The organism is Hydrogenophaga sp. T66 (genome assembly GCF_057219855.1).
The window spans coordinates 12494-30172 of sequence record NZ_JBXVVX010000001.1; the positions used below are offsets into that span (position 1 = coordinate 12494).

Genomic DNA, 17679 nt, shown 5'->3' on the forward strand with positions numbered 1-17679 from the left:
CGGGTGCCGCGCGCGTGCTAGATTGGCCGCGCCCGCCGGGCACCGATGGAGGATCGCCACATGACGCTGACCCAATGGGCCCTGATCGGGGCTGTGCTGTTGCTGCTGTTCTGGGCCGTGGGGGCCTACAACCGCCTGATCCGGCTGCGCAACGCCATCGCCAATGCCTTTGGCCAGATCGACGTGCAGCTCAAGCGGCGCCACGACCTCGTGCCCAACCTGGTGGCCGTGGCCAAGCGGTACCTGGAGCACGAGGCCCAGACGCTGGAGGCGGTGGTCGCGGCGCGGGCGCGCGCCCAGGGCGCGGAGCAGGCGGTGGCGGCCAACCCGCTGAACCCGGCGGCCGTGGGGGCGTTGGCGGTGGCTGAGCAGGCGCTGGGCGGGGCCCTGGGCCGCCTGATGGCGCTGGTGGAGGCCTACCCGGAACTCAAGGCCGATGAAAACCTGCGTCAGCTCAGCGAGGAGCTGACCAGCACCGAAAACCGCATCGGCTTTTCGCGACAGGCGTACAACGACACCGTGCTCGCGTTCAACGACGCGGCCCAGCAGTTCCCGGCCGTGATCGTGGCGCGCCTGTGCGGCTTCGTGCCGCAGGCGATGCTGGCCGCCACCACCACCGAGGCCGAACGCGCGCCGGTGACGGTCACGTTCTGATCACCCCCGCAATACCCGCTGCTCCATGCGCTTCTTCGAGGCCCAGCGCGCGGCGCGCGCCCGCACCGCGCGACTGCTCATGGCCTTTGCGCTGACCGTCGCGCTGCTGGTGGTGGCGGTCAACGGCGCGCTCGCGCTGGTGTGGTGGATGCTGGGCGGCCTGGCGCTGGCCGGCGGTGCGCTGCCGCCGCACTTTCTGGCGGTCAACACCGGCGTGGTGCTGCTGTATGTGCTGGGTGGGTGGTGGCTGGAGACCGGGCGCCTGCGCGACGGCGGCGCGGTGCGCCTGGCCGAGGCGATGGGCGCGCGGGCGCTGCGCCCGTCGGGCGAGGCGGCCGAACAGCGTTTCGCCAACATCGTGGATGAGATGGCGATCGCCGCCACGCTGCCGCGGCCGGTGCCCATGGTGCTGGCGCGGCACGGCGGCATCAACGCCTTCGCCACCGGCTGGGACCCCAGCGACGCCGTGGTCGCGGTGAGCCAGGGCGCGCTCGACCACCTCACCCGCGAGGAGCTGCAGGCGGTGGTGGCCCACGAACTGAGCCACCTCGGCGAGGGCGACACGCGACTGGCGCTGCGTCTGGCGGGCATGGTGTTTGGCCTGGAACTGATCTTTCGTCTCGGCCAGGACCTGCTGCAGGCCGACGAGCACGGCCGGCGCGGTCTGAGCGCCGCGATCGGCCTCGCCCTGCTGGCCGCGGGTTACCCGGGCTGGGTGGCCGGCCACGCGCTGCAGGCGGCGGTGTCGCGCCAGCGCGAGTACCTCGCCGACGCCCGCGCGGTGCAGTGGACCCGCAGCCGCGACGGCCTGGGCGGCGTGCTGCGCAAGGTGCTGGCGCAGCGCCAGCAAGGCGTGGCCCCAGAGCCGGCCATCGCCTCGCCGGTGCAACACCTGCTGCTGGTCGGCACCGAAGCCGGCCGCGCGGCGCGCTGGTTCGATCCCCACCCGCCGCTGACCGAACGCATCCGCCGCATCTACGGGCGCACGCTGGGGCCACTGCCCCTGGCGCCCACGCCCTGAGCACGACCGCGCCACCGCGCCTCCGACCCCCGCGCCGACCCTCGCCTTCACGGCGCCTCCCTGCGAACCGATCCCTGTGACCACCACCTCAACCCCGCCGCTGTCGGCCCAGCTCCCGAACGCCGCCAGCTGTCTGCACGCCGTCCTGCAAGGCCGCTCACTCACCGACGCGCTGGCGTCCCTCGCGCCCGCCGACCGCCCGGCCGCCCAGGCGCTGGCCTTCCACGCCCTGCGGCACCACGGCCTGAGCCGCGCCCTCGTCGCCCGCCTGGCGCCGCGCGCGCCGGCCCCTGCGGTGCAGGCCTTGCTGGAGGTGGCGGTGTCGCTGCTGGCGGCGGATGACGGCCCGCGTTACGCGGCCCACACCGTGGTCGACCAGACCGTGGCCGCCGCCCGCGCGCGCCGGGCCACCGCCGGGGCGGCCGGCTTTCTCAACGCCTGCCTGCGCCGCCTGCTGCGCGAGGGCAATGCGCTGCGGGCGTCGCTGGCCGATGACCCGGTGGCGCAGCACGGTCACCCGCGCTGGTGGATCGACCGCGTGCGCGCCGATCACCCGGACGGCTGGGCCGAGATGCTGGCGGCCAGCCGCGTGCCGGCGCCGATGACGCTGCGCGTGAACCGCCGCCGCGCGGCGCGTGCCGACTGGCAGGCGCGGCTGCGCGCGGCCGAGGGCGTGGACAGCCGCGCGTGGGGCGAGGACGGCGTGGTGCTCGACCGCCCGCTGCCCGTGGAGCGCCTGCCCGGGTTTGCGGCCGGCGAGGTGTCGGTGCAGGACGCGGCCGCCCAGCACGCCGCGTCCCTGCTGCTGGCGGGGCGCGACTGGGGGCCCGGCGACCGCGTGCTCGACGCCTGTGCCGCGCCCGGCGGCAAGTCCGCCCACCTGCTGGAGCGCGCCGACATCGACCTGCTCTCGCTGGACATCGACGACGCCCGCTGCCGGCGCGTGGCGGAGACCTTCGCCCGCCTCGGTCTGCCCGGCACCGTGCGCTGCGCCGACGCCGCCCGGCCCGACACCTGGTGGGACGGCCGCCCGTTTGACGCCATCCTGCTGGACGCCCCCTGCACGGCCTCGGGCATCGTGCGCCGCCACCCCGACGTGCCGTGGCTGCGCCGCGAGGCCGACGTGGCGGCGCTGGTGACCACCCAGCGCGCGCTGCTGGACGCCTTGTGGCCGTTGCTGCGGCCCGGCGGGCGCCTGCTCTACGCCACCTGCTCGGTGTTCCGGGCCGAGGGCGCGGACCAGGCCGCGGCGTTTCTTGAGCGCCACACCGACGCCCGCGAGCGCCCCTGTTTGGGGCATTTGCGGCCGGGTTCGGGGGCCGCTGCCGACCAAGTCAACGACAATCCGCCGGGTGGCTACGACGGATTCTTCTACGCCCGCTTTGACAAGGCGCCTTGAGGCCCGGCGGTCACCCGACCCGGCCCGACGGCGCCTGCTCGGCGTCGCCCTCGCGGCGTCGCTCAGTGGCGGGGGGCTCGGTGCCGCGCTGGCCCAGCCGGCCCCGGCCGCCACCCCGGCGGCGGCCTCGCTGCAGCGCACCGCCGAAGGCCTGTTTCTCTCCGGTCGCGTCGCGCTGGCGCCCTCGGCCGTGGTCGAAGACGCGTTGCTCAAGGGCGTCCCGCTGTATTTCCTGTGGCGCGCCGACGTGGTGCGCGACCGCTGGTATTGGACCGACAAGCGCGTCGCCCGCGCCGCCCGGGTGGTGCGCGTGGCCTACCAGCCGCTCACCCGCCGCTGGCGCGTGAGCCTGTCCAGCGACGCCGCCGCCGCCCCCGGCAGCGCCGCCGGCCTCCAATACGCCTTGCACCAGACCCACGATTCGCTGGCCGATGCCCTGGCGGGCGTGGGCCGCGTGGTGCGCTGGAAGATCGCCGACGCCGCCGCGCTGGAGCCCGGCGCGACCCACCGCGTCGAGCTCGATTTCCGGCTGGATCTCAGCCTCCTGCCGCGGCCCTTCCAGATCGGCCTGGCCAACCAGCCCGACTGGACCGTGGAGCTGTCGCAGCGGCTGCCCGTGCCCGAGGCCATCGAGCCCGAGCCTGCGCTGGAGGCGCGCTGACGGTGGACGCTCCCACGGCCTCTGGCGCCGCCGGACCCGCGGCATCGGCCCCGCGCCGCCGCAGCGCCTCGGCGCGTTGGGCCATTGGCGTCGGCCTGGTGTTCATGACGGGCCTGGGCCTGGTGTTGCTGTTCCTGCTCACGGTGGCCACGCGCAACCGCACGCTGTACGAGCAGAACTTCGGCTGGCTGGTGGGGGTGAACGTGGCGGTGGCGGCCGTGCTGCTGGGCATCATCGTGTGGCTGGCGGTGCGGCTGGTGCAGCGTTTGCGCCGCGGCAAGTTCGGCAGCCGCCTGCTCGTCAAGCTCGCCGGCATCATTGGGCTGGTCGGCGTGCTGCCCGGGCTGCTGATCTACACGGTGTCGTACCAGTTCGTCTCGCGCTCGATCGAGAGCTGGTTCGACGTGCGCGTCGAGTCGGCGCTGGCCGCCGGCCTGAACCTGGGCCGCACCACGCTGGACACCCTGTCGGCCGACCTCGTGAGCAAGACCCGCCTGGCCGCCGATGCGCTGGCCCGCCAGCCCGCCGCCAGCGCCGCCTTTGCGCTGGAGCGCGTGCGCGAGCAGCTCGGCGCGAGCGACCTCATCCTGTGGGGCAGCAACGGCCAGCCTCTGGGCAGCGCCGGGCAATCGCGCTTCGAGCTGAGCCCGGAGCGGCCGTCGGCCGCGGTGCTGCGCAGCGTGCGTGAGACGCGGGTGATCGCGCGCATCGAGGGCTTGGACGAGGGCGCCGACAGCGAGATCGACGCGATGGTCGCGGCCAGCCAGGCGCGCATCAAGGTGATCGCGCTGGTCAGCCCGCCCGCCTTCGGCTTCGGGGCCGAGCCGCGCTACCTGCAGGTGGTGGTGCAGCTGCCGTCGGCACTGGTGGTGGATGCGCTGGCCGTGCAGGTGGCCAACCGCGAGTACCAGGAGCGGGCGCTGGCGCGCGAAGGCTTGCGGCGCATGTACATCGGCACGCTCACCCTGGCCCTGTTCCTCGCGGTGTTCGGCGCCGTGCTGCTGGCGGTGTTGCTGGGCAACCAGCTGATCCGGCCGTTGCTGGTGCTGGCCGAGGGCATGCGTGAGGTGGCGGCCGGTGACTTGCGGCCCAAGCCCTCGCTGCCCTCGCGCGACGAGCTGGCCGGCCTGACCCGCACGTTTGCCCACATGACCCAGGACCTGGCCGATGCGCGCGCCGCGGTGCAGCGCAGCATGGCCCAGGTGGACGCCGCGCGCGACAACCTGCAGACCATCCTCGACAACCTCACCGCCGGCGTCGTCGTGCTTGACCCGCAGGGGCGCCTGGTCAGCGTGAACCCGGGCGCCGCCCGCATCCTCCACACCGACCTGCACGCCCACCTCGGCGCGCCGCTGTCCGACGTGCCTGGCCTGGAGACGTTTGGCGCGGCGGTGGCGCAGCAGTTCGAGCGCTTCCTCGCGGACGGCACGCCGCACGAAGGGGAGGGCGGCCACTGGCAGCAAAGCGTCGAACTCAGCCCCGACAACAGCACGCCCTTCAGCGAAGGCATCACGCTCATCGCCCGCGGTGCGCTGTTGCCCCACGACGAGCGCCTGCTGGTGTTCGACGACGTCTCCGAGATGGTGTCGGCCCAGCGCGCCAAGGCCTGGGGCGAAGTCGCGCGCCGCCTGGCCCACGAAATCAAGAACCCGCTCACCCCGATCCAGCTCTCGGCCGAGCGCCTCGCCATGAAGCTCGACGGCAAAGTGGCGCCACCCGAACAGGCGCTGCTCGACAAGTCGGTCCGCACGATCGTCGACCAGGTCGATGCGATGAAGCGGCTGGTCAACGAATTCCGGGATTACGCGCGGCTGCCCGCCGCGCAGCTGCAGGCCGTGGACCTGAACGCGCTGCTGCGCGACATCCTGGCGCTCTACGATCACGCCGCGGTGCCGGTGCGGCTCGAACTGGCCGACGACCTGCCGCCGGCCCAGGCCGATCCGCAGCAGGTGCGCCAGCTCGTCCACAACCTCGTGCAGAACGCGCAGGACGCGATGAGCGGGCGGCCGGATGCTGCGGTGGTGCTGCGCACGCGCCGCTCCGACAGCGGCCAGTGGGTCCGCCTGACCGTGCTCGACCAGGGCCCCGGCTTTGCCGAGCACATCCTCAAGCGGGCCTTCGAGCCCTACGTCACCACCAAGGCCAAGGGCACCGGCCTGGGGCTCGCCGTGGTCAAGAAAATCATGGATGAACACGGCGGCCGCGTCGACCTCGCCAACCGCATGGCCGACGGCCAGGTGATCGGTGCGCAAGTCTCGCTATCATTCGCAGTTGCAATTTGACAACGCCCACGCGGCACGCACACACGGCACGACATGGCAACGATTCTGGTGGTGGACGACGAGTTGGGCATCCGGGATCTGCTCTCGGAGATCCTCAATGACGAAGGCCACACCGTCGAGCTGGCCGAAAACGCGGCCCAGGCCCGCGCCGTGCGCGCCCAGTTGCGGCCCGATCTGGTGCTGCTTGACATCTGGATGCCCGACACCGACGGCGTGACCCTGCTCAAGGAATGGGCCAGCCACGGCTTGCTGACCATGCCGGTGATCATGATGAGCGGCCACGCCACCATCGACACCGCGGTGGAAGCCACGCGCATCGGCGCCAGCGCGTTTCTCGAAAAGCCCATCACCCTGCAGAAGCTGCTCAAGGCGGTCGACCAGGGCCTGAACAAGACTCCGCCCAAGCCCCCCGCGGGCGGCGCTGCCCCGCTGGGCGGTGCGATCGATGTCGCGATGACCCTGCGGGCCGCCGCTGGCGTCCATGGCGAATTCACCGTGGAGCAGGCCATGATGGCGGGCGCTGCCGTCGTCTCCACGGCACCCGCCGTCGATCTGGGCCCGCAAGCGCAGCGCCTCTTCAATCTCGACAGCCCGCTGCGCGAAGCGCGCGACGAGTTCGAAAAAGCCTACTTCGAATACCACCTCGCCAAGGAAGCCGGGTCGATGACCCGGGTGGCCGAAAAGACCGGCCTCGAACGTACGCACCTCTACCGCAAACTCAAACAGCTCGGCGTGGACCTCGCCCGCAGCAAGCGCAGCGCCCTGTGACCCGCTGAAGGTCGCTCGGAAGCTGCTATACTCGCGGTCTTTCCAAGGCCCGGTAGCTCAGTTGGTAGAGCAGCGGATTGAAAATCCGCGTGTCGGTGGTTCGATTCCGCCCCAGGCCACCAGACATGTGTCCAGCGAGGTTCGCTGGATTCCAAAAAGCCCTTTGTCATCAATGACTTAGGGCTTTTTTCATTCCAGCGAAGTCCAGCCAAATCCGCCCCAAACCACGCGCCGCTGCAGAAGATTCTGCATAAGGTGGCCAAACCTTCGCAAAACCTTCGCAGCGCCCATCAACCCAGTGATGCGCGAGGCAGAAGATGGCATTGGAGAAAATCAAGGGCGAGCGAGTCATCCAGGCGCTCAAGCCCGGGGCAGGGCGGCTCAGCGATGGCGGCGGGCTCTACCTGGTTCCCTTCGCCTGGGGGCAGTCCCATGCATGGCGGCTCGATTACACCCACCAAGGGGCCAGGCATACGCTGAGCCTGGGCACCTATCCCAAGGTGGGCCTCACCGAAGCCCGCCAACAGGCCAAGAAGGCGTGGTCGCTGCTTGCCCAGGGGGTGGACCCCATGCAGGAGCGAAAGCAGGCCAAGCAGCAGAGCGAGCTGCAGCAGGAAAACGCCCGCAGGGCCAAGGAGGGGCTGCCCGCCCTGGGCAGCTTTGAGGAGGTCGCTCGGCGGTGGTTTGAGGTCAAGCGGGGGCAGTGGATGGAGTCCTACAGCTCCAAGGTGATCCGCCGCCTTGAGCTCCACGCCTTCCCCCGGTTCGGTCACCTGCCCATGGCAGCGATCACCCCGCAGACCATCCTGGAGGCCTGCCGAGCTGTCGAGCGCAACGACACCCTGGAGACGGCTCACCGGCTGCGTGAGCACTGCGCCCGGGTCTTTCGCTTCGCGATCGCTGAGGGTGCCGATTTGAGGGATCCCTGCGCAGACATCCGGGATGCGCTCAAGCTCCCGCCCGTGAAGCACCACGCAGCCATCACCCGGCCCGAGCCGCTTGGAGCGCTGCTGCGTGCCATCGATACCTACCCGGGCTCCTTCGTGGTCAGGAGTGCCCTGCGCCTGGCGCCCCTGCTGATGTTGCGTCCGGGCGAACTGCGCCAGGCTCTGTGGGAGGAGTTCGACCTGGACAACGGGCTCTTCTATGTGCCCTCGTCGCGGCTCAAACGCACCAAGTACGAAAAGGAGAACGGGCAGCCGCACCTCGTGCCCTTGGCGCCTCAGGCTGTGGCCATCCTTGAGGAACTGTTCAAGCAGACGGGACACACCGGGCGGGTGTTCCCGTGCGAAGGACGCAAGGGCAGGTTCCTCTCCGACAACACGCTCAACGCAGCGCTCAGGAGTCTGGGCTATGACGCCGAGACGGTCACGGCCCACGGCTTCAGAGCGACCGCACGCACCCTGATCGTGGAGGTCCTTGAGTTCCCCGAGGCCGTGGTGGAGATGCAGCTCGACCACGCGGTCAAGGACACGAACGGACGAGCCTACAACCGCACGGAGTTCGTGCTCAAGCGCATCGAAATGATGAAGGCTTGGGCCGACTACCTCGATGAGCTGAAGTCGGGGCGGTCGCGCTACCGAAATCCGGTGCTGCCTGAGTTCCGACCGGTCACACAACGCTCGACTTCTTGAGCAAGTCCACCTGGGTGATCACGGCTCAGCCGCTGCCGTGATCACCTCGGACTTGCGTCGCTGGGGCCGATGAATACGCACGGATCTCATCGACTTTGCAGGTGCGTTCCTCGCCATGCGCAGCATCTTCAGCGCGCCGCGCAGCTTCCTAAGCAAATCTAGCTGTTTGTGTCGCAAGACCGCAGGTTTCGTCCCTCGCGGACGCGCCGTTTTGCAAATTCATGTGCAGTTTTGAGGGGTCAAAACCAACTTGCGTTTTAGCCCCCAATTCGGCCACGCGATCGCGCAAGTCGTGGCTTACTAACGACATGCAAACAGGGCAGTAGCCCGCAGCAAGTCAACCACAACGCTCGTACTCATATGGCCTTTCGACGCAAGCTCAGCAGCCGAACCATCGACGTGATGCCCGCAACGAAAAAGTCGCTCAGTGATGGGGGTGGCCTTCGGATTCACCAAGAGGTGCCTGGTTCAAAGCGCTGGCGTGTTCACTACCAACTTGGTGAGAGACGCAGTGCTATCTCGCTGGGGCCCTATCCTGAGATCGGGCTGGCTGAAGCCAGAGAACTCGCAGACCAAGTTCGCCTACTGGTGCGGCAAGGTATCGATCCTGTGGCCTTGCGCAAATCGTCCGGGCAAATCTACGACGCGTCCGGCGTCACCGTTGAGGATGTCGCCAGGGAGTGGTCGTCGACCATGTCCAAAGGATGGAGTGACGAGTACCGCCAATCCGTAGAGGTGCGACTCGAGTGTCACGTTTACCCCGAGTTTGGCGGAGAGCGGCTCGCTGCCATCACCGCCGTGAAGATTACGAATTTGGTCAAGGGCTTGGTAGCGCAGGGGACGATCGAGACGGCCAAGCGGGTGTTCAGCCACCTGGACCACATCTTTTCCTATGCCGTGGCCAGTGGTGTTTTGGCCAGAAACCCTTGCGCAGAAATCAGGAAAAAAAGCTTGGTACCCAGGGCGCCGCGAGTCCATCGACCGGCAGTGACCACGCCGACGGATCTGTCATCGGTTCTGCAGCGAATCTCCATGTGTGGAAGCACGTTTCCCGTGATGGCTCTGATCTATCTCACGATCCTGACTTTCTTGCGTTCCAAGGCGCTGCGTTACGCGAAGTGGGCAGAGATCGACTTTGAAAAGCGGTGCTGGCTGGTGCCTTCGAGTCGGATGAAGACGGTGCTTGCAAAGAAGCTCAACGGACAACCCTTTTTGGTGCCCTTGAGTTCGCAGGCGATTGAGATCCTCGAAAGTCTGCAGGTCCTCACAGGCTCCACCGGCTACCTGTTTCCTGGGCAGGCAGGCAACCTCGTCATCGACGCGAACACGTTGAACAAAGCGTTGAGAAGCGTGGGTATCTCGACCAAGAAAGAGCAGAGTGGCCATGGATTTCGTGCGACCGCAAGGACCATGTTGGTCGAACAGCTGGGATACCGGCGTGAGCTTGCAGAACTGCAGATCGATCACACCGTGAAGGGGCCGAATGGCAGGGCATATGACCGCACTGAGTTTGCCCCGGCGCGCGCCCAGATGATGCAGATGTGGGCCGACTACATCGATCACCTGGGAGGGCAGAAGCAACCTTCGCCCGAGCTGGCCTCTCGCCTCGAGAAGATGCGCTCTCTGCGTGATTCAGAAACGGCATGGGCCACCGCTGTTCAGAGCCACTTCGAGCCCACATTGCCCACAACTGCCTCGTTCGGCATCCCCGGTTCGATGTCTTGGCCTCTTAACGGATCCCCGCGTTGAGGCGAACGTCTTGTCGCGAGGAATTTTTGTTCAGTCTCATTGATTCAGGAGTCGAATATGAACTTCCATAAGAAAAATCAGCTGATCAAGCTGTACAGCGTTCGCGGCAAGTCTGCGAGCACGAAGAGTCCCGGCGTGAAGGTGGGGGTGATCCCGGTTGGCACTCATCCCGATTCGATCCCAGCTGAGATCGTTGCCGAAATCAGTCCGCGTGAACTGGCGGAGTTGCGTAGATATTTGGAGAAAGATCTCGAGGAGATCCTCGTGGCCAGGGTCAGTGCCGTTGCGGGAGAACTGAACGAGTTCGCGAACATCAACCGGGCGAAGGACTTGAAGGAAGAGTCGGCCGAGTTGTTGCGCGCCGCCTGCAAGAGCCTGCTGAAGACCCTCACGAAAACGAAGTCGAAAACTGATACGGAAACGCCTGATTTCGTGATCGATATCCCGGCCACTTCGAGTTCGTGAAATCGCGGTGTCGACGCCCGGTTCGTCCTCGAGTCGTACTTCGGTCGCGCCAGCTAATGTCGGTGACGAGAAGGATTGGATCGAGAGCGACTGAGGTTCGCGCCCGTCAAGCCAGCCTACCCGTATACGCCTTCGGCGCATACGGGGCTGGCGAGGGGTGCGCAAGCGTCCCCCTTCGAACCCCCCATCCACAGAGATAGCCATGCCTGCCCGCCGCAAAGACGATCCGCTCGATCTCGTGCCGATTCGGCTGCCGCGCTCGGTGCTGTTTGCGATGAAAGCAGAGGCCAACGAGCGCGGTGTTTCGCTCAGCGACATCGTCCGTTCGCGGATTGCCGACGACAAAGTCAAGCCGCTGGGCAACCCTACACCCCGTAAACGTCTCCGCGCGGCGCCCAGTCTTGCAAGTTCTGGTGATCCCGTTTTCCTCCGCCACCTTGCGGCCATCGGAAGCAATCTGAACCAGGTAGCGCGGGCGGTACATCAGGGTGCTCTCAACGCCACCCCAATCGAGGTGCTTCAGGTGCTGGGGCGCTTGCACGTCATCGAGCATGAAGTGCGAGCCCTGAACCGCAAGCCCTCTCCGTCCGAGTAATGCTGTGCTCATCAAGTTTCTCAATCACGGTACAGGTGATCCTCAGCGAGCGGTGAACTATCTGCTGAGTTCGCAAGACCATGCGGGTAGGGCGCGTGCTGGCGTAGAGGTCTTGCGCGGTGACCCGAGGTTGGTGGGGAACTTGGCGGCATCGCTGCCTTTTATGCACCGCTACACATCGGGCGTTATCAACTGGGCCCCCGAGGACAACCCCACCGATGACGAGATCAGTCTCGTGCTGGATGACTTCGAGCGAACCGCATTTGCCGGTCTCGAACCTCAGCAGTACTGTTGGTCTGCCATCTTGCACAGCGATGAAAACGGCCACAGGCACGTCCATGTTTTTGTGGCGAGGGTCGAACTCAGCTCGGGTCGTTCGATGAATATTGCTCCGCCGAAATGGGCCAGGACCTTTGATCCGCTGTGCGATTTTTGGAATTACTCCAAAGGATGGGCGCGGCCCGGTGACCCGCAGCGCGCACGTCCAATGCTGCCTGGACGATTCGCGGTAGCAAGCGCAGCTGCTGCTCGGAACAACAGGCACGTCTTCAGGGAGGCTGAAGAGCTCTCCATTCAGGACTGCGACTTGGGTGATGCACTGTCTGTCGAACCAGATCCGAGGCGGTTTGCGACAGAGGTTTTGGAGCAGATGCTCTTGGAGCACGAGATCAATTCCAGAGATGACGTGATTCGCGTGCTGGAAGAGATGGGCACGGTGCACAGGGTCGCAGATGACTACATCTCCGTGACCTTGAAAGGCCAACACAAGCACACTCGCTTCAAGGGTGCCTTGTTTGGTAAGGACTTTGATGCTGACGCCGTTCGGGAAAAAATTTTTTCCAAGGCCAAGGCCAAGGCCAAGGCCGATGGCCGTGGTGGCCCCGTCGATAACGTCGCCGCCGAGCAAGCCCGGAAAGATCTAGAAGAAGCGCGGTTTCGCATCGCTTCCTACAACCGCAGACGATACCCAGCCCCCGCGCCACTAGAGCCTGATCGTGCGTTGCCGCCACGCTTCGGTGAGAGCGAGATACCACTGTCCACCATTAAAGAGGTCTTGAATGACGGAGATAGAACAGAGAACGCTGCAGGCGGTGATGCAGCACCAGGGGCAACTGGAGCAAAGAGTTCAGACGCTCGAGGCATCTTCGGCGCATCTCCAAGCCTCACTGCGGTCTTTGATGCCACTGCTCGAGCAGCTTCTGAGCTTGCGTTCTTCCTTCGAGCAACTGCCCGTGCAAGTGAAGGACTTGTACGAGCGAGTCGAGCAGTTCTGCAAGCAGGTCGAGCAGTCGCAAACCAAGTTCAACAGTTCGCAATCCTAGGAAAAAGCCTGGACATTCCTGAGCCGGAGTCTGTCGCGGACGATCAGTTTTCTCAGGAGCCAGAAGAGCGTTCCGGTCGCATGAGAGCACCGGGAAGAGCGTTCAGATGACTTTCTGGAGGGGGCCAGAAGCGCTTCTGCACGGTCTAGGGGGCAGCAAAACCCCTTCGGTTAAGCCACTCCGCCGTAACTAAGGGCCACCAGGATGTTCCTCACGGCAGTCGCTCCTTGGCGGGTACTTGCAGCTTCCCAGGGTGTTTGGCCATGCAGCATGGGGTGGATTCGTCCCCACCACGCATGATGGTCGTCGTCGTTCTGAAAGATCGACTGCGACCATTCGAACAGCGTTCTCCGGTCGATCGTGCTGGGGACTTTTTCGCTCATCATCTCCTCGCCGTTTCGTTGGACGATTCCTCCTCACGCCACAGGCCCCGAGTCGCGGAGGCGCTTCGGGCGTGTGTGTGCTGCTTCAGGAGAGCAGAGAGCTTGAACAGCCACGGCATGACATCCGTCAGGTCGCTTCCTGCGATGTACCTGAGCGATCCCCGACCGGGCAGTTCGGTTTGGCGCCAGAGGTGGGAGGGGAGCGTTGCGCGGATCAGGTCCGGGAGCTCGTGTTCATGCCAGACGGGCTTCAGCGATCCGTGCTCGTCTTCGTACTCGCAGAACACCTGCGTCAGCTGGTCGTTGAACGCCTGGGTTGCCTCGCAGCCAGCGCAGCGTGTCACGAACTGCCCTCCCGTACCCGACCGGACGCGGCCGGGTTTGCCGCACACCTGACAGGTGTGACGCATGCGCTGCAGGGCTTTCCGTGCGTACCCCCATGCCACTCGATCCCCGTCGCCGTTGATCCCTGATGGATCCAGCGCCACTTCGCCGATGAGCCAGGCGTCAAACTGCCGCCCGGTGTTCCGCTCGTAGGCCGCCTTGGTCTGCATGGCGATCTGGGTCCACGCGCAGGGTGGTTGTTGTGGGTCGATTGCTCGGTCGTTGTTCATTCCTGATCCTTCTAATCAGATGAAGCCCATCTTGGCTTGGGTAGGGCGGTGCTGGTGCTGGACCTCCCGCGCCTGCCGGATGTCCGCCGGGATGAGCTCCAGACGACGACTCTGTACGGCTCTGGCCACAGCCGATTCGATCAACCGAATCAGATCTCTAGGCGCGCTGACCGTGAGCGCCTGGGCGACATCGGCCGAGAGCTCGGGCGGAAACATCGCTCCCCAGGACGATTCCCGGCGGCACTTGCGATAGACGCTCTGGGCGATCGGGATCATCTGCTCCGCCGTGGGCCTGGGGATTTCGAACACGACGAAGCGCGAGAGCAGGGCGGGCTCGATCGCATCGACGTCGTTGCAGGTCGCCATCCACATGAGGTGCGAGGCATCCACCGGCAGCTCGGTGTATTCGTCCGTGAAGGCTTTCGCCGACGAGGACTCCAGCAGCCGGTACAGCGGGCCGGTGGGCGGGTAGTTGCCGGCGGCGGCCTTGTCCAGTTCGTCGAGCAGCAGGACGCCGGCACCCACCGGCGACTGCAGCAGCGACCAGACTACGCCGGGTCGAGCCGACGCCCACGAGGAATGGGAGCCAGCCAGCACGAAGCTCGCGGTTGCCGTGGCCATGTCCATCCGCCGGGTGGGAACGCCCAGACCTTCCGCGACCGCCTCGCTGAAGGCGGTTTTACCCACACCGGGGGAGCCCGCGAGCAAGATGGGTGGCAGCGAGAACACACGCCCTGCTGCCAGCGACGCCAGCACGGCGCGCTCCCGCACCAGACCGAGGACCGGCGCGAAGTGGGGGAAGTCCCGCTCCAGCGACTTGATTGCAGCCTCGGACGGGGCCTTGGCCAGGGTACGCATCGAGCCGAGGCTCTTGGCCTTGCGGAGTTCAGCGATCAGCAGGCGCTCCGCACCTTGATTGGCGGTCTCGAGGCAGCTGTTGAGCTGCGCGTCGTCGTAAAGCCTGAACTCGCCCGCTTTTACCGCATCCGTGCTGCATTGGCTCGTGCCGTAGAGCAGGGGCTCGAGCTCGTCCGAGTGCTGTTCGATGGTCAGCCGCAGAAGGGCGACCTGCTGGGCCAGGTCCCGATCGGCCCGGCGTCGCTGGCTGGAAGGGGTCGATCCTGCGTGGGGGTGCGCAGTCGCGTTGAGCATGTTTCCTCCCATCCCGATCACTTCAGGGCCTTCAGCTTTTTGTAGTAGCGCTCGCGCTTCTTCCAGATCTCCGGGGGCAGGCCGCCGCTGCCGGGCAGCACGCCCCAGGCGCAGTGGATCCAGGCCTCGACGGCCACCACGGCCTCGATCTGCTTGCGGCGCAGGTACGGCTTGAGCAGCTGCAAGGCCCGCAGCGCGTGGACGCCGTCGTACCGCAGGTCGTACACGTTGCGGTTCTGGCCGGTCGTGCGAGGGACCGTCACCAGGCACGACTTCAGAGCGAGCAGATGCTGGAAGTACCTGATGGTCTGGTAGTCGTTTTGCACCAGCGACAGCGTCAACCGGTAGGTCGGGTTCTTGCGCTCCGGCTGGTGTTGCTTGCTGATGAGGATGCAGCCGTCGCCGTCGAACAGGCCGGCGGCCCAGGCGAGGTCAGTCTCTTTGGCGGTGTAGCCCCCGAGGGGGCTGAGTTTCAGTGCGGTGGTCATGTGCGTCCTTTCATGTTTCACCACTCAACGTGAGTAGCGTGAACGCATCTTAGAGCGAGTGAAAACCGCTTGTGTTGGGTTTTTGAGATTTTTAGCGATCTATGTAGCGTCCGCGCAACGCAAGTGCTTCTTAGAATGCGAGTCTGATCTTCAGGAGATGTGAGTGATACGGCTCCGACTAACAGAACTGCTGGCAGATGCCTCGTTTCAGAGAGGACGACGCGTTGAACTGAATGAAGTGGCGCAAGCCACCGGTATCCACCGGACCACCTTGTCGAAGATGATCAACGTGCGCGGGTACAACGCCACCCTGTCCAACGTGGACGCCCTGTGCAGGTTTTTTGGGTGCGGCGTTGGAGATATCGCCGTGTATGTGCCTGATGAGGAAGTGCTGGGGCCAGCTTCATCAGAGGGGGCTGACAAGATTGATAGGCAGAGGTGAGGGCGGTCTAGCCCCTCTGCAGATCCCTTCGCTGGAACTGGCCCGGCCAGTTCTTGATCGGATTCAGATCGAAACCGCTGAGAAAACTTGCTTGAGCCGCTCCACCGTGTGGCGCCACTTGGGCGTGGTGGGCTGGCACACCGTGTTCTGATTGCCGAACAGGCCAACCTCGTTGAAGGCTTTGTTGGCCTCCCGGGTGTCAATCCACTTCACTTTGACGAAGTACTCGCTCAGCTCTGGTGTGGAGGCCAAGGCCTTGTACTTGCCGCCGTGCTGCACCACGTCCATGACCGACTGGACGCCATCTTCTGTTGCCACGGTGAACTCACTCGCGGGTTGAACGGCCTGCTCGACGGTGCCTACGCCAACATAACCCTTCTTGGGAATGTTGACCCAGACGCGGTCCCCAGGAGACAACATCTTTAGCGTCTGGCTGTACCAGGTTCCCCCACCTGCGCTGATGTAGCCGTACTTGCGTGCATCCTCCCAGCTGCGGCTGGTGGCGTCGCCAAAGGACACGTAGTACTCGCCGTTCCACGGCTCTTTCTCGCCAACATGGCTCTTCCCTACCGCGGCGTTGGCCTGGGTCTCTCCCGGATCGATGAGCCATGTGCGGCTGAGCAGCTGGTGCTCACCGTGCTGGAAAACCTGGAAGAAGATCACGTTGATCGGAATATCGCGCTCGTTGAGGTAGCCGACGATCCGTTCGGTGGAAGGATCAAGCTCTGCCGCAGCAATGATGATCTGGTGGGTGTGATTGAGGGAGTCTTCGTCGAGCGGCGTGCCAAAGCGGTCCTGAAACGCCTTTTCAAGGCTCCCTCCGTTGGAGAACCGGCTGTAGATCTGCACCAGCTTCTCCGCCGTCAGTCCTTGCAGCCATGACGCGTAGTCCAGCGCCTGGGCCACGATCTCGCGCGGCGTGCGGTCGCGTTTCAGTTCAATCAGAACCAGAGAGCCATCGGGTGCGATCGCGAGCAGATCGATACGTCCTCCGAAGGCCGTGACTTCTTGCTGCCCGATCAACATCCACTCGCTGGACAAAATGCGCGGATCACTCACGATCATCTCTTCCAGCAACTGCTCGCTCGGCAACTTGCCGGCATTCAGCAACTGCGGTTGAGTGCCTACCTGCCAGATCGCGTGCTGAATGGGCATCGTGTCCTCCTTGACGACGTTCTTGAAGATTGCTCTGCTTAGTGGGCCTCAGGAGCTCGCTCGGCCCTTTTCGATAGACGCTCCGGCTTCTAGACCGAGGTATCCATACCGTCCTTGGCCAGAAACCTAAGGGCTCCACACCAAAGCGCCTGACGCCACTCAGGGTCGTTACCCGGCAAGGGATCGATCAGATCTTCGGGGTGCCAGGCACCCCTGCGATGTTTGGCGACATCCGGCAGGAGTTTTGATCCGGCCTCAAGTTGTTGAAGCTCAGAGAGGGGGAGGTTACTGCCCACCACACAGATGCCCGATGACCGCGCAATCGCCAAGACAGCAAGCAGGTTCTCGAGGCACGGTGCGTGATGAATGCTCCAGTGGTCCGACAGCAGCCAGTATCGCGTGAGCTCAGCACCGTCCAATCCTTGAGAGGTTTCCTCATAGACCAGACAAAGCGGTCCCTGGCCGTTGGGTATCTCTTGACCAACGGGTTTCCAGATAGAAAGCCAGCGTGAGACGTCTGGTGCCTGCTTGAGCCGTCCGGAAAACCACTCGCGGTAGTGAACCGGGGACTTGTAATGGTCGTGAACCAGATGCGGCAGTGAATCAACCAAATCGAGCCACGATCGCTTGATGGCCAGGTGCTCAGCAGCCCAGTCCAGCAGCTTATATGTGAGCTTGTCCTTCAGTTTGTCGGGGGTCGAAAATGCGGCGTTAGGTAGTTTCAGTTCAGCGGGCAGGAGGCGGGGGATCTGCTGGCGGGCGATGCCGTAGGCCTCGAAGGTTTCGATGAGGCGCTTGGCCTGGGCGCGGGCAGGGTCCAGGCAGTCGCGCAGCAGGTTCCAGGCTTTCCCCAGTAGACCGATCACACCTGTGGCTTCGCCGACGATCGACATGC

18 protein-coding genes and 1 tRNA gene are annotated in these 17679 nt (G+C 65.3%); 13 read left to right on the forward strand and 6 right to left on the reverse strand.

Annotation, left to right across the window (positions count from 1 at the left end; translation table 11 throughout):
- Window positions 1-60 precede the first annotated feature (60 nt).
- From AC2D80_RS00050 to AC2D80_RS00105, 12 genes are all read left to right on the forward strand, one after another.
- Window positions 61-654 (forward strand): LemA family protein, encoded by a 594-nt coding sequence (locus AC2D80_RS00050; RefSeq protein WP_484630937.1) that lies wholly within the window; start codon window positions 61-63, stop codon window positions 652-654.
- Window positions 655-679: 25 nt separating this feature from the next.
- Window positions 680-1675 carry a M48 family metalloprotease gene (locus AC2D80_RS00055; RefSeq protein ID WP_484630938.1) on the forward strand — a complete coding sequence of 332 codons (996 nt, stop codon included), beginning with the start codon at window positions 680-682 and terminating at the stop codon, window positions 1673-1675.
- Window positions 1676-1751: 76 nt separating this feature from the next.
- Window positions 1752-3074 carry a 16S rRNA (cytosine(967)-C(5))-methyltransferase RsmB gene (rsmB, locus tag AC2D80_RS00060; protein WP_484630939.1) on the forward strand — a complete coding sequence of 441 codons (1323 nt, stop codon included), beginning with the start codon at window positions 1752-1754 and terminating at the stop codon, window positions 3072-3074.
- Window positions 3058-3735, forward strand: a complete 678-nt coding sequence (locus tag AC2D80_RS00065) for a DUF4390 domain-containing protein (protein ID WP_484630940.1) — start codon at window positions 3058-3060, stop codon at window positions 3733-3735. The genes rsmB and AC2D80_RS00065 overlap by 17 nt, the downstream gene beginning before the upstream one ends.
- A gap of 2 nt (window positions 3736-3737) precedes the next feature.
- On the forward strand, window positions 3738-6017 hold the full coding sequence (locus AC2D80_RS00070; RefSeq protein ID WP_484630941.1) for a sensor histidine kinase: 2280 nt from the start codon (window positions 3738-3740) through the stop codon (window positions 6015-6017).
- 33 nt (window positions 6018-6050) lie between these two features.
- Window positions 6051-6785, forward strand: a complete 735-nt coding sequence (locus AC2D80_RS00075) for a response regulator (RefSeq protein ID WP_484630942.1) — start codon at window positions 6051-6053, stop codon at window positions 6783-6785.
- Window positions 6786-6831: 46 nt separating this feature from the next.
- A tRNA-Phe gene (locus AC2D80_RS00080) sits at window positions 6832-6907 on the forward strand.
- A gap of 195 nt (window positions 6908-7102) precedes the next feature.
- Entirely contained in the window at window positions 7103-8419 is a 1317-nt protein-coding gene (locus tag AC2D80_RS00085; protein WP_484630943.1) for a tyrosine-type recombinase/integrase, read from the forward strand.
- A gap of 360 nt (window positions 8420-8779) precedes the next feature.
- A complete protein-coding gene (locus AC2D80_RS00090) occupies window positions 8780-10168 on the forward strand; it encodes a tyrosine-type recombinase/integrase (RefSeq protein ID WP_484630944.1) in 1389 nt (462 codons plus the stop codon).
- A gap of 57 nt (window positions 10169-10225) precedes the next feature.
- On the forward strand, window positions 10226-10633 hold the full coding sequence (locus AC2D80_RS00095) for a hypothetical protein (protein ID WP_484630945.1): 408 nt from the start codon (window positions 10226-10228) through the stop codon (window positions 10631-10633).
- Between the two features lie 202 nt (window positions 10634-10835).
- The gene (mobC, locus tag AC2D80_RS00100; RefSeq protein ID WP_484630946.1) at window positions 10836-11228 is read left to right on the forward strand and encodes a plasmid mobilization relaxosome protein MobC; all 393 of its coding nucleotides are present in this window, start codon (window positions 10836-10838) and stop codon (window positions 11226-11228) included.
- A 4-nt stretch (window positions 11229-11232) separates the two neighbouring features.
- Window positions 11233-12660 (forward strand): relaxase/mobilization nuclease domain-containing protein, encoded by a 1428-nt coding sequence (locus AC2D80_RS00105; RefSeq protein WP_484630947.1) that lies wholly within the window; start codon window positions 11233-11235, stop codon window positions 12658-12660.
- 60 nt (window positions 12661-12720) lie between these two features.
- On the opposite strand, the gene AC2D80_RS00110 is transcribed toward AC2D80_RS00105, so the two are convergent.
- Genes AC2D80_RS00110 through AC2D80_RS00125 form a run of 4 tightly spaced genes read right to left on the reverse strand, consistent with a single transcriptional unit; the run spans window position 12721 to window position 15187 of the window.
- On the reverse strand, window positions 12721-12936 hold the full coding sequence (locus AC2D80_RS00110) for an antitoxin Xre/MbcA/ParS toxin-binding domain-containing protein (protein WP_484630948.1): 216 nt from the start codon (window positions 12934-12936) through the stop codon (window positions 12721-12723).
- Window positions 12933-13547, reverse strand: a complete 615-nt coding sequence (locus AC2D80_RS00115) for a hypothetical protein (protein ID WP_484630949.1) — start codon at window positions 13545-13547, stop codon at window positions 12933-12935. Before AC2D80_RS00115 ends, AC2D80_RS00110 begins: the two co-directional genes overlap by 4 nt.
- Before the next feature lie 15 nt (window positions 13548-13562).
- A complete protein-coding gene (locus tag AC2D80_RS00120; protein WP_484630950.1) occupies window positions 13563-14699 on the reverse strand; it encodes an AAA family ATPase in 1137 nt (378 codons plus the stop codon).
- Between the two features lie 17 nt (window positions 14700-14716).
- Complete coding sequence (locus AC2D80_RS00125) at window positions 14717-15187, reverse strand: hypothetical protein (RefSeq protein WP_484630951.1); 471 nt, start codon at window positions 15185-15187, stop codon at window positions 14717-14719.
- 163 nt (window positions 15188-15350) lie between these two features.
- On the opposite strand from AC2D80_RS00125, the gene AC2D80_RS00130 reads away from it, so the two are divergent.
- On the forward strand, window positions 15351-15629 hold the full coding sequence (locus AC2D80_RS00130; protein WP_484630952.1) for a helix-turn-helix domain-containing protein: 279 nt from the start codon (window positions 15351-15353) through the stop codon (window positions 15627-15629).
- A gap of 63 nt (window positions 15630-15692) precedes the next feature.
- On the opposite strand, the gene AC2D80_RS00135 is transcribed toward AC2D80_RS00130, so the two are convergent.
- Both AC2D80_RS00135 and AC2D80_RS00140 read right to left on the reverse strand, forming a co-directional pair.
- Complete coding sequence (locus AC2D80_RS00135) at window positions 15693-16784, reverse strand: LOTUS domain-containing protein (protein ID WP_484630953.1); 1092 nt, start codon at window positions 16782-16784, stop codon at window positions 15693-15695.
- An 89-nt stretch (window positions 16785-16873) separates the two neighbouring features.
- Window positions 16874-17677: a hypothetical protein gene (locus AC2D80_RS00140; protein ID WP_484630954.1), complete on the reverse strand. Its 804-nt coding sequence runs from the start codon at window positions 17675-17677 to the stop codon at window positions 16874-16876.
- Between the last annotated feature and the right edge of the window lie 2 nt (window positions 17678-17679).

Bases quoted from the DNA above. Each gene is read 5' to 3' on its own strand.
- mobC (WP_484630946.1), top strand. From the start codon at position 10,836: ATGCCTGCCCGCCGCAAAGACGATCCGCTCGATCTCGTGCCGATTCGG.
- AC2D80_RS00125 (WP_484630951.1), bottom strand. From the start codon at position 15,187: ATGACCACCGCACTGAAACTCAGCCCCCTCGGGGGCTACACCGCCAAA.
- AC2D80_RS00055 (WP_484630938.1), top strand. From the start codon at position 680: ATGCGCTTCTTCGAGGCCCAGCGCGCGGCGCGCGCCCGCACCGCGCGA.
- AC2D80_RS00140 (WP_484630954.1), bottom strand. From the start codon at position 17,677: ATGTCGATCGTCGGCGAAGCCACAGGTGTGATCGGTCTACTGGGGAAA.
- AC2D80_RS00075 (WP_484630942.1), top strand. From the start codon at position 6,051: ATGGCAACGATTCTGGTGGTGGACGACGAGTTGGGCATCCGGGATCTG.
- AC2D80_RS00095 (WP_484630945.1), top strand. From the start codon at position 10,226: ATGAACTTCCATAAGAAAAATCAGCTGATCAAGCTGTACAGCGTTCGC.
- AC2D80_RS00120 (WP_484630950.1), bottom strand. From the start codon at position 14,699: ATGCTCAACGCGACTGCGCACCCCCACGCAGGATCGACCCCTTCCAGC.
- AC2D80_RS00135 (WP_484630953.1), bottom strand. From the start codon at position 16,784: ATGCCCATTCAGCACGCGATCTGGCAGGTAGGCACTCAACCGCAGTTG.
- AC2D80_RS00085 (WP_484630943.1), top strand. From the start codon at position 7,103: ATGGCATTGGAGAAAATCAAGGGCGAGCGAGTCATCCAGGCGCTCAAG.
- AC2D80_RS00050 (WP_484630937.1), top strand. From the start codon at position 61: ATGACGCTGACCCAATGGGCCCTGATCGGGGCTGTGCTGTTGCTGCTG.
- AC2D80_RS00090 (WP_484630944.1), top strand. From the start codon at position 8,780: ATGGCCTTTCGACGCAAGCTCAGCAGCCGAACCATCGACGTGATGCCC.
- AC2D80_RS00110 (WP_484630948.1), bottom strand. From the start codon at position 12,936: ATGATGAGCGAAAAAGTCCCCAGCACGATCGACCGGAGAACGCTGTTC.
- AC2D80_RS00115 (WP_484630949.1), bottom strand. From the start codon at position 13,547: ATGAACAACGACCGAGCAATCGACCCACAACAACCACCCTGCGCGTGG.